The following is a 12,149-nucleotide window of genomic DNA, read 5'->3' as shown; positions in this document are numbered from 1 at the left end:
CTGCAGCGGTTTCGGGCGCCGTCGTTCAGAAAGGGTTTTCCGCAATGAATTTCCGTATCTTGGCCGCCCCGGTCCGGCCGCATGGGCGCATTGTTGCCCTGATGGCGGCGACGGCATTGTCTGCAGCGCTCCTGGTTCCTGCCGCTCAGGCCCAGCAGCCGGCAGCGCCGGCGCCTGCGGCACCGAAGGCAGCGCCCAAGGCGGCACCAAAGGCAGCTCCGAAGGCTCCGGCAGCCCAGGCACCCGCAACCCCGGCACCGGCACAGGGTCAGGCGCCCGCGGCGGCCGCCGGCCAGCAGCCGCCCCAGGATCAGCAAATCCAGCTGATCTACGCTCCCTGGACCAAGTTCTGCCTGAAGGGCCAGGAAGCCAACGCCAAGCAGGTTTGCTTCACCGGCAAGGACGGCCGCATCGAGTCGGGCCAGCCGGTGATCGCCGCCGTGATCATCGAGCCGGAAGGCGAGCCGAAGAAAATCCTGCGCGTCACGCTGCCGCTCGGCATGCAGCTCGTGCACGGCACCCGCATCATCGTCGACAACAACCCGCCGCAGCAGGCGCCCTATGTGATCTGCTTCCAGAACGGCTGCATGTCGGACTATGAGGCAACCCCCGAGCTGATCGCCAACATGAAGAAGGGCCAGAACCTCGTGGTCCAGGCGATCAATTCGAACGGCGCGCCGCTGACCTTGCCGCTGCCGCTCAACACCGAATTCGCCAAGGCCTATGACGGTCCGCCGACCGATCCGAAGGTGTTCGAGGAAAACTCGAAGAAGCTGCAGGAAGAGCTGCAGAAGCGCGCCGAAGAGCAGCGCAAGAAGCTGGAAGGCGCGGGCGGTGGCTCCGCGCAGGCTCCGGCGCCGGCCAACCCGGCGACCAAGTAAAAACGATAGGAACTTCGATCACGCGTTCAAGAAAGCGCGAGATCGTCGCAAGCAAAAGGCGCCCGCAAGGGCGCCTTTTTTGTCATGCGATACAGACTGGCTGATGGCAGCCTGCTGCGCTGGTGATCGTGCGCATCGTGTGCGATGTTGGCTGAAGGGCACTGCGGTTGCGTCGCGCCGTGAGCGCTTATCGCCGGTGTCTTGTCCGGACAAATCCGGCGTCGCAGCACAATCATAAATCCGATACGGGAGGCCAGACGAAAGCGCGGGACACGCGCCTTCGATGCGCCGACGCGCGTGGTTGTTCGTGACCGCTGGCCGCCATTCGCAGTCATGGAAGTCGCGCAATGTCCCAGCAAGTCAGCACGCAGCGTCGGCAACCGGTCTCCCGGCCCACAGAGCCGCCGGTCGCCGCGGCTGCGGATGATGCGGGTATCCGTCTCAACCAGGACAACGTCCCAGGCAGCTTTCATCCCGCCATCGTCCATCTTGCGCTGGCGATGGGTGGGTTCGCGATCGGCATCGCCGAATTCGCCACCATGAGCCTGCTGCCGTTTTTCGCCCACGATCTCAACGTCAGCGAGCCCCAGGCCGGCCACGCGATCAGCGCCTATGCGCTCGGCGTCGTGGTCGGCGCGCCTGTCATCGCCGTGCTGTCGGCGCGGATGACACGGCGCAATCTCTTGATCGCGCTGATGGGCTTCTTCGCGCTGATGAACGGCCTCTCCGGCCTCGCGCCGGACTATCACACAATGCTGGTGTTGCGCTTCCTCGCGGGGCTGCCGCACGGCGCCTATTTCGGCATTGCGATGCTGGTCGCGGCCTCGCTGGTGCCGATGGACAAGCGCACGGCGGCGGTCGGCCGCGTGATTCTCGGCCTCACGATCGCGACGACGATCGGTGTGCCGCTGGCCAATGGCGTGGGGCAGGTGATCGGCTGGCGCTGGGCGTTCGCGATCGTGGCCGGCCTCGCGCTCCTGACCGCGATCCTGGTGCTGATCTTCGCCCCGCGTGATGCCGCCGACACCAATGCGAGCCCGCTACGCGAATTGTCGGCGCTCGGGCGCAAGCATGTCTGGCTGACGCTTGGGATCGGCGCGATCGGCTTCGGCGGGCTGTTCTCGGTCTACACCTATCTGGCGTCGACCATGCTGGCGGTGACGCATACATCGCCGGCGCTGGTGCCGGTCACGCTGTGCGTGTTCGGCGCCGGCCTCACCGCCGGCAACCTCATCGTGCCGCGCTTCGCCGACCGCGCGCTGATGGCGACCGCGGGCGGGCTGTTGCTGTGGTCGGCGGCGACGCTGGCGCTGTATCCGCTGGCGGCCGGCACTGTCTGGACGTTGAGCGCCGACGTGTTCCTGATCGGGCTCGGCGGGGCGCTCGCCACGGTGTTGCAGACCCGGCTGATGGATGTGGCCGGCGAGGCGCAGAGCCTTGCCGCCGCGCTCAACCATTCCGCCTTCAATGTCGCCAATGCGCTCGGCCCGTGGCTCGGCGGCATGGCGGTTGCGGCAGGCTATGGCTGGACCTCGACCGGCCTCGTCGGTGCAGGACTGGCGCTGGCAGGCTTTGTGGTCTGGGCGATCGCGGTAGCGCTGGCCAAACGCGAGGGCGTGTGAACGCGGCCGTGCCAACGCCGCAGCATTCGCAGGGCCGGGGCGCGTCAGTTCAGCGAGGGATTGCGCGGACGGTAGCCGCCGGACTTGTCCTTGATGAAGATCTCCGCCACCTGCGAATGCCGGATCGGCTCGCCGGAATCGTCCGGCAGCAGGTTCTGCTCCGAGACATAGGCGACGTACTCGGTCTCCGAGTTTTCCGCGAGCAGATGATAGAACGGCTGGTCCTTGTGCGGCCGCATCTCCTCGGGGATCGACAGCCACCATTCCTCGGTGTTGTTGAACTCCGGGTCGATATCAAAAATCACGCCCCGGAAGGAGAACACCCGGTGACGGACGATCTGCCCGATCTGAAACTTGGCGGTGCGCGCTTTGATCATGGTTCGTCGATAGACCAACATTGTGGCCGATGCTAGGGGCTAAGCTTCGAATTAACCTTCGATTTACCGATTCCAGCCCTGCAAAAACCACCCGAAAACCGGCCGAGAAACTACTTTCAGAATGATCGATATCCTCAATCTAGCCTTGCCGTATTTCGGCTTGATCTTCATCGGTTACGCGTGCGGAAAAGCCAAGGGTTTGCCCGAGAGTGGGCTCGCCTGGATGAATTTCTTCCTGCTTTACGTTTCGTTGCCGGCGCTGCTGTTCGGGATCATGTCCAAGACCCCGTTTGCGGAGCTGAACAACCCGCCTTTCCTGATCGCGACCACGCTCGGCACCGTGACCGCGTTTTTCCTGGCGATGGTCGCGGGCAAGCTGATCGGGGGCCTCTCGCTGCGCGAGGCGACCTTGGCCGGCCTGTCGGGCGCCTACGGCAATATCGGCTATATGGGGCCAGGCCTCGCGCTCGCCGTGCTCGGCGCCAAGGCGGCGGCGCCGACCGCGCTGATCTTCTGCTGCGACAGCATCTTCCTGTTCTCGATCGTGCCGCTGCTGATCGAGCTCACCGACCGCGACCATCCCTCGCTGCTGCATGCGTTCGGCGTGGTGCTCAAGCAGATCGTGCAGAACCCGCTGATCATGTCGGCGGTGTTCGGCGCGCTGGTCGCCGCGTTTCACGTCCCGATGCCGGTCGCGCTCGACCGCACCATCCAGTTCCTGGAGAACGCGGCCGCGCCGACGGCGCTGTTCGTGCTCGGCATCACGGTGGCGCTGCGGCCGTTCGAGCGGGTGCCGTGGGAGGTGCCGGGCGTGGTCGCGATCAAGCTCTTGATCCATCCGCTGCTGGCCTTCGCCCTGATGCTGCTGTTCGGCCCGTTCGCGCAGCCCTGGGCGGCGACCGCGGTGCTGATGGCCTCGCTGCCGCCGGCGCTCAACGTGTTCGTGATCGCGCGGCAGAACGACACTTGGATCGAGCCGGCATCGGTCGCGGTCTTGATCGGCACCTTCGCCTCGGTGGTCACGCTGACCAGCGTGATGTGGTTCATCCAGAGCGGCCGGCTGGTGTTTCCCTAAGACGTGACGAACTTGAGTTGAACCGGTCCGATGCGGATCCGGTTCACCTCTCCCCATTGGGGAGAGGTCGATTTGCGCAGCAAATCGGGTGAGGGGCCGCAACTCCCACGATAGACCGTAATCCCTCACCCGGCGCTACGCGCCGACCTCTCCCAAGGGAGAGGTGTAGCCTAGCGCCGCCAGGACGGCGCGAGGCCCTCGCGCATCGCGAGCCGCCGCAGCGGGCCGAAGGCGCCGAGCAGATGCAGGCCGGCGGCGCGCGCTGTCTGTACGCCGAGGAAGTCGCTGAGCAGCGACCGGTTGGCGATGTCGATCGCCCAGGTCCGGCTGGCAACGTCCGGACGCCGCGCCGCCTGGTAGCGCGACAGCACGTTTGGCGCGCCGGGATCCTCGCCGCGGCCGATCGCCTGGCCCACGATTTCGGCGATATCGGCCGCGTCGCGCAGCCCCATGTTGAGGCCCTGCGCGCCGATCGGCGGCAGCACATGGGCGGATTCCCCGACCAGCGCGATCCGGTCTTTTGCAAATTGCCGCGGCCGCTCGATCGCGAGCGGAAACACGTGACGGCCGCCCTGGACCTCGACGCGCCCGAGGATCGAGTGCGACTGGCGCTCCGCCGCGACGGATAGTTCGTCGTCGCTGAGCGCCTTCAGTCGTTCGGCCTCCTTGGGCGAGGAGACCCAGACCACGCTGCTTCTGTTGCCGGCGAGCGGCACGAACACGCAGGGGCCGTGCTCGGTGTGAAACTCGGTCGAGATGTTCTGATGCGGCCGGCTATGCGTGATGTTGAAGGTGAGGGCGGACTGCCCGAGCGCGCGGCTCGTCACCGCGATGCCGGCGGCCTCGCGCGACAATGAATTGCGGCCCTCGGCGCCGACCACGAGCCGTGCCCGGAGCGATTGGCCCTGCTGCGTCGCCACGGCGACTGCGGCATCGCCCGGCTGCACCGAGGCCGCCTCGTCGTCGAACCGGGTCAGCGCGGCCAGTTCGCCGGCGCGCTCCTCGATCGCTGCGACCAGCGACCGGTTGTCGATGTTGAAGCCGAACTGCTCGCGGCCGATCTCCTCGGAGGAGAACCGCACCTCCGGCGCGCGGATCAGGCGGCCGGTGTCGTCGACCAGGCGCATGGTCTTGAGCGCCGCCGCTTTGTCGCTGCAGCGCCGCCAGACGTCGAGCCGTTCCAGGATCTCGGTCGAGCCGCCAAGCAGCGCGGTGGTCCGGTTGTCGGCATAGGGAGCGCGGCGCGCCAACAGCGCGGTCCGCGCGCCGGCGTCGGCCAGCGCGATCGCGGCCGTCAAACCGGCCGGACCGCCGCCTATTACGATAACGTCATAATCCTGCGAGCTGTCGGTCATATCAGGGACATTTGACATGCTTGGCCCGATTTTCAAGCCATTGCTAACCACCAAGAGTTTCCAACGCTTTGCGCGGCCGAACGCCGCAACAGCGCATATGCAAAGGGCGCCGATTCCTGATAGCACTTCCGCCGATGGAGCATTCGAGCCAGCCCGATACGTTGCCAGAACGGAAGCGGACCGCCGCATTCTCCGTTCATATTTTCACGGCGCTCGGCGCCGGCGTCGCGCTGCTGGCGATGCTGGAAGCCGTGCGCGAGCACTGGGCCAACATGTTCGGCTGGCTCGGGGTGGCGCTGATCATCGACGGGATCGACGGCCCGCTGGCGCGCCGGCTCGACGTGGTGCGGCTGCAGCCGAACTGGTCGGGCGAGGTGCTCGACCTGGTGGTTGATTTCGTCACTTATGTGTTCGTGCCGGCCTATGCGATCACCGCGAGCGGCATGCTGCTGCCGCTGGCTGCGCCGATCCTCGGCATCGGCATCGTGGTCTCCAGCGCGCTGTATTTCGCCGATCGCCGCATGAAATCCGACGACAACCATTTTCGTGGCTTTCCGGCGCTGTGGAATGCGGCGGCGTTCTATTTGTTCCTGCTGCATCTGCCGCCGGTGCTGTCGACCATCGTGGTCGCGATCCTGATCGCGCTGACCTTCGCGCCGTTCCACGTGCTGCACCCGTTGCGCGTGGTGCGGCTGCGCTGGCTGACGCTGTGGCTGCTCGGCGCCTGGGCGCTGCTCGGCATGTACACGCTTGCCAACGATTTCGTCGTCGGCCCCTCGATCACCTTCGGTCTCTGCGCCATTGCCGTCTACATCGTCGGCAGCGACACCGTGATCCGCCGGATGAAAGCCTTCAGAGCATGATGCAATTGATCACCAGCCCGGAAGCCTGGGCTGCGCTATTGACCCTGACTGCGCTCGAGATCGTGCTCGGCATCGACAACGTCATCTTCCTGTCGGTGCTCGTCTCGCGAATTCCGCAACCGCAGGCCAACCGCGCGCGGCAGATCGGCCTGCTGCTGGCGCTGGTGTTCCGCATCATCCTGCTCAGCGTTCTGGTCTGGTTGATCGGGCTGACCCAGCCGGTGATCGCTTTCGCGAACGTCGGGCTGTCCTGGCGCGACCTCATTCTGATCGGTGGCGGCCTGTTCCTGATCGCCAAGGCGACCCACGAGATCCACGCCGAGGTCGAGGCGCGTGACGGCGAGGCGACCGACAAGCCGAGCCCGAACGCGTTCTTCTGGGTGATCGTGCAGATCATCGTCATCGACCTGGTGTTCTCGCTGGACTCGATCATCACCGCGATCGGGATGGCGCAGGACATCGAGATCATGATCGCGGCGGTCGTGATCGCCTGCGCCATCATGTACATCTCGTCCGGACCGGTGGCGCGGTTTGTCGCGGAGCATCCGACCACCAAGATGCTGGCGCTGGCCTTCCTCGTGCTGATCGGCGTGGCGCTCGTGGCCGACGGCTTCAAATTCCACATTCCACGCGGCTACATCTATTTCGCAATCGCGTTCTCGGCGGCGGTCGAGGCATTCAACGTGCTGGCCAGGCGCAACCGCAAGAAGGCGGCCAGCTAGATCCAAGTTCCAGGCGGCTTGGTTGACAAGCCAGCGCCATTGGCATTCGCTTGCCTGGCGCTGATATCTGAGGGGAGCGACGACATGACCAAGGCTGTGCGCGTGCACAAGGTGGGGGGCCCGGAAGTCCTGACCTATGAGGACGTCGAGGTCGGCCCGCCGGGGAACGGCGAGGTCCGGATCCGCCAGCATGCGGTCGGGCTGAATTTCATCGACGTCTATTTCCGTACCGGCCTCTACAAGGCGCCCGGCCTGCCGTTCATCGCCGGCAACGAGGCCGCGGGCGAGGTTTTGGCCGTGGGCCCCGGCGTGACCAATTTCCATCCCGGCGACCGCGTCGCCTACTATTACAACCTCGGCGGCTACGCCTCCGAGCGGGTCATCCCGGCGGACAAACTGGTAAAACTGCCCGACCATATCACCTATGAGCAGGGCGCCGTGCTGATGCTCAAGGGGCTCACGGTCTGGTATCTCCTGCACAAGACCTTCAAGGTCGAGCAGGGCCATCGGGTGCTGATCCACGCTGCGGCCGGCGGTATCGGACTGCTGGCCTGCCAGTGGGCCCACGCGCTCGGCGCGCATGTCATCGGCACCGTCGGCTCGAAGGCCAAGGCCGATCTCGCGCTCGCCAATGGCTGCGACCACGTCATCCTCTACAACGAGGAGAACTTCGTCGAACGCGTCAAGCAGATCAGCCGCGGCGAGCTCTGCGACGTCGTCTATGACGGCGTCGGCAAGACCACCTTTCCGGGATCCTTGTCGTGCCTGCGGCCGCGCGGCCTGTTCGTCTCGTTCGGCAATGCATCGGGCCCGGTGCCGCCGTTCCCGCTCGCCGAGCTCAACAACCACGGCTCGCTGTTCGCGACGCGGCCCAAGCTCAACGACTATGTCGGCACCCGCAAGGAATTGCTCGAAGGCGCCGACACGCTGTTCGCCGCCGTGATCAACGGCAAGCTGCACGTGCCGATCAACCATGCCTATGCGCTGAAGGATGCGGCCAAGGCGCATACCGACCTGGAGAGCCGTGCGACGACGGGGGCGGCGATTCTCAGGCCGTAGCAGACCATCATCATTCCGGGGCACGCGAAGCGTGAACCCGGAATCTCGAGATTCCGGGTTCGATGCTTGCGCATCGCCCCGGAATGACAGTCATCATCAAGCCACCCGCCGCGCCGCACCGACCTTCGTCAGCACCGTGTCCAGGCAATCAATGACCGCGGAGATCTCCTCCCGCGTGACGTTGAGCGCCGGCATGAAGCGCAGCGTGTCCGGCTGCGGCGAGTTGATCAGCACGCCGGCCGCAAACGCCTCGGCGACCACGGCCGCGCCGATCGGCATCTTGAGATCGAGCGCGAGCAACAGGCCGCGGCCCCTGATCTCGCCGAGCCCATGCCGCGCCGACAGCCGCTGCAATTCGCGCTCCAGCAGCAAGCCGGAATCGGCAACCGATTTCAGGAAATCGGGCTTGCCGATCTGATCGAGCACCGCAAGGCCGGCGGCGCACATCAGCGGGTTGCCGTTGAAGGTGCCGCCCTGATCGCCGTGGTCGAAGCACGAAGCATGCTCGGTCGCGAGCAGCGCCGCGAGCGGCACGCCGCCACCAATGCCCTTACCGAGCGTCATGATGTCGGGCGCGATCCCGGCATGCTCATAACCGAACAGCTTTCCAGTCCGGCCCATGCCGGTCTGGATCTCGTCGAAGATCAAGAGCAGGCCGCGTTGCTGGGTCAGCGCGCGCAACTCCTGCAGAAACTGATCCGTGGCGGGCCAGACACCGGCTTCGCCCTGGATCGGCTCCAGCATCACCGCGACCGTCGACGCAGAGATCAGCTTGCGCACCGACTCGATGTCGTTCAGCTTCGCTTTTCGGAAGCCCGAGACCTTCGGCTCGAACAGCGGCTCGAACGCCTTCTTGCCCGAGGCCGACATGGTCGCGAGCGTGCGGCCGTGGAAGCCGCCTTCGAAGGTGATGATCTCGTGCGCGCCACCCTTGTACTTGGCGCCGAATTTGCGCGCGAGCTTGATCGCGCCTTCATTGGCCTCGGCGCCGGAATTGGCGAAGAACACCTGGTCGAAGCAGCTGTTCTGGACCAGCGCCTTTGCCAGCTTCAGGCTCGGTTCGTTGTAGAACGCGGGGCTCGGGGTCAGCAGCCGCCGCGCCTGCGCAGCCAGCGCGTCGGCGATGGCCGGCGGCGAATGGCCAAGCGCGTTGACGGCCCAGCCCTGCACGAAATCGAGATAGCGGTTGCGGTTGTTGTCCCACAGATACGAGCCGGCGCCGCGCACGAACACGACCTCGGGGCGGGCGGTGATGTCCATCAGCGCCTCGAACGGATGGGTAGCGTTGGTCATGTCGATCTCCTCTGGGGTCGGTGTGGGAAAAGGGCAGGCCGAAAAGCGAGAAGGCCGCGCTTTGGGGGCGCGGCCTTCTCGAAAACCCTGGCTGATGTCAGCTCATCAGCGATGGCGTCGGACACGGCGCGGCCCAGCATCGTCGCGGGAGCGACGACGGCAGATGGCGCGGCGGTGGGTCCGGTTCAGCTTCATGGCGCAGGGCCATACAGCGAGAAGGCAGGCCATGTCAAGCGCCGACGAAGTGTCACTCGACGCCATAGCGCGCGAATTCCGCGGCGATGTCGGGCTGAATCGCCTCGGCGGCAGCAATGTCGGCCTGCGCCGCAGCGGCGTCGCCCGTCTTGCGCCGCGCGACGCCGCGGCCATAGAGCGAGCTCGCGAGCTTCGGCTTGATCTTCAGCGCCGCATCGAAATCCGCAATCGCTGCGTCAGGTTCGCCGAGCTTGAGGCGGCAGATTGCGCGGCTGTCGAGCATGTAGGGATCGTCCGGATTCCATTGCAGCGACTGCTCGCAATCCGCCAGCGCCTGCTGCGCCTGGCCCAGGATCACCCGCGTCAGGGCAACGCGCATTGAGCGCGGCCGCATATTTCGCATTGAACTTGATCGCGTTGCTGAAATCGTCGAACGCCCGCGCGTAGTCCTGCCGTCCGAGATGGAGGTTGCCGCGCGCGTAATAGTCGCGGTAAACGGCCGGATCGAGCCGCAGCGATTGATCGAGATCGGCGAGCGCCCGATCGACTCGCCGCGATCGCGAAACAGCCGGGTGCGGTTGCCATAGGCCGGTGCGTAGCGGGGATCGAGCCGGAGCGACGTGTCGTAGTCGGCCAGCGTATCTATCTCTGCCCTCCCGGAACTTCGGCGCAATTGACGCCGGATGGCCTTCGCGTCCGTCCACTTGCCGGGAATCCGATCAGTTGGCTTCAAGTGCCGGATGACCTGCTGGGGAGCATGTCCGAGACATGGCCCTTCGTTACTCCTCCAGCTCCTTGAGAATGCGGTTCCGGTGCTGAATGTGCTGCGCCTGGGACGCATGGAAGTTGTCCAGCAGCTTCTGAGCCTCGTCGGCATTGTGGCCCCGTCGCAACATGCCGCGTATCCGCTCCTCCTGCTCAGCAATGTGTCGCGCGCCTTGCGCGATGTGCCGCTCGGCGTCTTCCAGGTGTCTGAGCTGCATGGCGCGGTCCATGCGAGAGCTTACCCCCCCCCCCCCCCAAAAAAAGCCAAACGGTAAATCGCACCCTAACCGTCGTCGGCTTCTCGCAACTGGGTATTGCACCCAGCGAAGGTGTTTGGAGATGGACACTGCAGGATTTCCAAGCACCGCTCGATGTTTTCAAGGGAGCGCCGGATCACCTGCTGGTCCATCGCCCGGTCAGGACGAGTCTGTCATGCAGATGACGAGCCGAGAGCCTGAATTTGGGGTGGGCGGGTCATTCGCTGCGGACCTAAGGCGGGCCCACGGTACCCCCCATGGCCGCAAGTCACGCGGCGGTCTGACGAGCAAAATCCACGCGGTGGTCAACTCGCGTCAATCAGGCTATGGCTGCGCCTTAATGAGTCCCGCGTCCTAGAATCCCGCGACGCTGCCGTGCAAATCGTATTCGTCGGAGCGCTCGATCCTGGCGGTGACGATCTCGCCGACTTTCAGCGGACGGCGGCTGGTGAGGTAGACCGCGCCGTCGATCTCGGGCGCATCGGCCTTTGAGCGGCCCTTGGCGACCGTCGGGCCGACCTCGTCGATGATCACCTGCTGGCGGGTGCCGACCTTGCGCTTCAGGCGCCGCGCCGAGATCTTCTGCTGCCGGGCCATCAGCGCATTCCAGCGCTCCTGCTTGACCTCCTCGGGCACGGCATTGCCGATCGCGTTCGACGTGGCGCCGGCGACCGGCTCGTATTTGAAGCAGCCGAGGCGGTCGATCCCGGCTTCATCGAGCCAGTCGAGCAGATAGGCGAAATCGGCATCGGTCTCGCCGGGGAAGCCGACGATGAAGGTGGAGCGCAGCGTCAGCTCGGGGCATTGCTCGCGCCACTTCTGGATCCGCGCCAGCGTCTTCTCCTGCGCAGCCGGGCGCTTCATCGCGCGCAGCACGTCGGGGCTCGCATGCTGGAACGGGATGTCGAGATAGGGCAGCACCTTGCCTTCGGTCATCAGGCCGATGACCTCGTCGACATGCGGGTAGGGATAGACATATTGCAGCCGCACCCAGGCGCCGAGCTCGCCGAGCTCCTTGGCGAGGTCGAAGAACTTCGCGCGCACGCTGCGGTCCTGCCACGGGCTCTCGGCATATTTCAGGTCGACGCCATAGGCCGAGGTGTCCTGCGAGATGACGAGCAATTCCTTGACGCCGGCCTTCACCAGCCGCTCGGCCTCGCGCAGCACGTCGTTGGCCGGCCGCGACACCAGATCGCCGCGCAGCTTCGGGATGATGCAGAAGCTGCAGCGATTGTTGCAGCCTTCGGAAATCTTCAAGTACGCGTAGTGGCGCGGCGTCAGCTTGACGCCCTGCGGCGGCACCAAGTCGACATGCGGGTTGTGCGCCGGCGGCAGCGCGCGGTGCACGGCATCGAGCACGCTCTCATATTGCTGCGGGCCCGTGATCGAGAGCACGCCGGGATAGGCGCTCTCGATCTGCTCGGGCTCGGCGCCCATGCAGCCGGTCACGATGACCTTGCCGTTCTCGGCCATGGCCTCGCCGATCGCGGCCAGCGATTCCTGCTTGGCGCTGTCGAGGAAGCCGCAGGTGTTGACGATGACGATGTCGGCGCCATCATGCTTGCGCGCCAGCTCATAGCCCTCCGCGCGCAGCCGGGTGATGATGCGCTCGGAATCCACCAGGGCCTTGGGGCAACCCAAGGACACAAAGCTCACTTTCGGCGCGGCGGCCTCTTGCATATCGT

At 65.6% G+C, this 12,149-nt stretch carries 12 protein-coding genes; 6 read left to right on the top strand and 6 right to left on the bottom strand.

The window, feature by feature from the left end; all coding sequences use genetic code 11:
- Positions 1 to 44 precede the first annotated feature (44 nt).
- A complete protein-coding gene (locus ACVIW0_RS19330; protein WP_461353756.1) occupies positions 45 to 881 on the top strand; it encodes an invasion associated locus B family protein in 837 nt (278 codons plus the stop codon).
- A 347-nt stretch (positions 882 to 1,228) separates the two neighbouring features.
- Positions 1,229 to 2,503 (top strand): MFS transporter, encoded by a 1,275-nt coding sequence (locus ACVIW0_RS19325; RefSeq protein WP_461353755.1) that lies wholly within the window; start codon positions 1,229 to 1,231, stop codon positions 2,501 to 2,503.
- A 44-nt stretch (positions 2,504 to 2,547) separates the two neighbouring features.
- Here ACVIW0_RS19325 and hspQ read toward each other — a convergent pair whose 3' ends face one another.
- A complete protein-coding gene (gene hspQ, locus ACVIW0_RS19320; RefSeq protein WP_461353754.1) occupies positions 2,548 to 2,880 on the bottom strand; it encodes a heat shock protein HspQ in 333 nt (110 codons plus the stop codon).
- Positions 2,881 to 3,001: 121 nt separating this feature from the next.
- On the opposite strand from hspQ, the gene ACVIW0_RS19315 reads away from it, so the two are divergent.
- Positions 3,002 to 3,955: an AEC family transporter gene (locus ACVIW0_RS19315; protein ID WP_461353753.1), complete on the top strand. Its 954-nt coding sequence runs from the start codon at positions 3,002 to 3,004 to the stop codon at positions 3,953 to 3,955.
- Positions 3,956 to 4,125: 170 nt separating this feature from the next.
- On the opposite strand, the gene ACVIW0_RS19310 is transcribed toward ACVIW0_RS19315, so the two are convergent.
- A complete protein-coding gene (locus ACVIW0_RS19310; RefSeq protein ID WP_461353752.1) occupies positions 4,126 to 5,310 on the bottom strand; it encodes a UbiH/UbiF family hydroxylase in 1,185 nt (394 codons plus the stop codon).
- A 134-nt stretch (positions 5,311 to 5,444) separates the two neighbouring features.
- Here ACVIW0_RS19310 and pcsA point away from each other — a divergent pair, with 134 nt between their 5' ends.
- From pcsA to ACVIW0_RS19295, 3 genes are all read left to right on the top strand, one after another.
- Positions 5,445 to 6,173, top strand: coding sequence for a phosphatidylcholine synthase (gene pcsA, locus ACVIW0_RS19305; protein WP_461353751.1), 729 nt, complete (start codon positions 5,445 to 5,447; stop codon positions 6,171 to 6,173).
- Positions 6,170 to 6,895, top strand: coding sequence for a TerC family protein (locus ACVIW0_RS19300; RefSeq protein ID WP_461353750.1), 726 nt, complete (start codon positions 6,170 to 6,172; stop codon positions 6,893 to 6,895). Before pcsA ends, ACVIW0_RS19300 begins: the two co-directional genes overlap by 4 nt.
- Positions 6,896 to 6,979: 84 nt before the next feature.
- The gene (locus ACVIW0_RS19295; RefSeq protein WP_461353749.1) at positions 6,980 to 7,954 is read left to right on the top strand and encodes a quinone oxidoreductase family protein; all 975 of its coding nucleotides are present in this window, start codon (positions 6,980 to 6,982) and stop codon (positions 7,952 to 7,954) included.
- 96 nt (positions 7,955 to 8,050) lie between these two features.
- Here the strand turns inward: ACVIW0_RS19295 and ACVIW0_RS19290 are convergent, their stop codons facing one another.
- The 4 genes from ACVIW0_RS19290 to rimO form a co-directional block, all read right to left on the bottom strand.
- On the bottom strand, positions 8,051 to 9,247 hold the full coding sequence (locus ACVIW0_RS19290) for an acetylornithine transaminase (RefSeq protein WP_461353748.1): 1,197 nt from the start codon (positions 9,245 to 9,247) through the stop codon (positions 8,051 to 8,053).
- A gap of 247 nt (positions 9,248 to 9,494) precedes the next feature.
- Positions 9,495 to 9,821, bottom strand: coding sequence for a tetratricopeptide repeat protein (locus ACVIW0_RS19285; protein WP_461353747.1), 327 nt, complete (start codon positions 9,819 to 9,821; stop codon positions 9,495 to 9,497).
- 400 nt (positions 9,822 to 10,221) lie between these two features.
- Complete coding sequence (locus tag ACVIW0_RS19280; RefSeq protein ID WP_461353746.1) at positions 10,222 to 10,437, bottom strand: hypothetical protein; 216 nt, start codon at positions 10,435 to 10,437, stop codon at positions 10,222 to 10,224.
- A gap of 381 nt (positions 10,438 to 10,818) precedes the next feature.
- Positions 10,819 to 12,144 (bottom strand): 30S ribosomal protein S12 methylthiotransferase RimO, encoded by a 1,326-nt coding sequence (rimO, locus tag ACVIW0_RS19275; protein WP_461353745.1) that lies wholly within the window; start codon positions 12,142 to 12,144, stop codon positions 10,819 to 10,821.
- Between the last annotated feature and the right edge of the window lie 5 nt (positions 12,145 to 12,149).

Source organism: Bradyrhizobium sp. USDA 4454 (genome assembly GCF_054822705.1).
Note: the sequence above shows the minus strand (reverse complement) of the source record. Positions and strands in the feature narration are given on the sequence as shown.

Coding starts and splice junctions, on each gene's coding strand:
- ACVIW0_RS19330 (WP_461353756.1), top strand. CDS start 45: ATGAATTTCCGTATCTTGGCCGCCCCGGTCCGGCCGCATGGGCGCATT.
- ACVIW0_RS19325 (WP_461353755.1), top strand. CDS start 1,229: ATGTCCCAGCAAGTCAGCACGCAGCGTCGGCAACCGGTCTCCCGGCCC.
- hspQ (WP_461353754.1), bottom strand. CDS start 2,880: ATGATCAAAGCGCGCACCGCCAAGTTTCAGATCGGGCAGATCGTCCGT.
- ACVIW0_RS19315 (WP_461353753.1), top strand. CDS start 3,002: ATGATCGATATCCTCAATCTAGCCTTGCCGTATTTCGGCTTGATCTTC.
- ACVIW0_RS19310 (WP_461353752.1), bottom strand. CDS start 5,310: ATGACCGACAGCTCGCAGGATTATGACGTTATCGTAATAGGCGGCGGT.
- pcsA (WP_461353751.1), top strand. CDS start 5,445: ATGGAGCATTCGAGCCAGCCCGATACGTTGCCAGAACGGAAGCGGACC.
- ACVIW0_RS19300 (WP_461353750.1), top strand. CDS start 6,170: ATGATGCAATTGATCACCAGCCCGGAAGCCTGGGCTGCGCTATTGACC.
- ACVIW0_RS19295 (WP_461353749.1), top strand. CDS start 6,980: ATGACCAAGGCTGTGCGCGTGCACAAGGTGGGGGGCCCGGAAGTCCTG.
- ACVIW0_RS19290 (WP_461353748.1), bottom strand. CDS start 9,247: ATGACCAACGCTACCCATCCGTTCGAGGCGCTGATGGACATCACCGCC.
- ACVIW0_RS19285 (WP_461353747.1), bottom strand. CDS start 9,821: ATGCGCGTTGCCCTGACGCGGGTGATCCTGGGCCAGGCGCAGCAGGCG.
- ACVIW0_RS19280 (WP_461353746.1), bottom strand. CDS start 10,437: ATGGACCGCGCCATGCAGCTCAGACACCTGGAAGACGCCGAGCGGCAC.
- rimO (WP_461353745.1), bottom strand. CDS start 12,144: ATGCAAGAGGCCGCCGCGCCGAAAGTGAGCTTTGTGTCCTTGGGTTGC.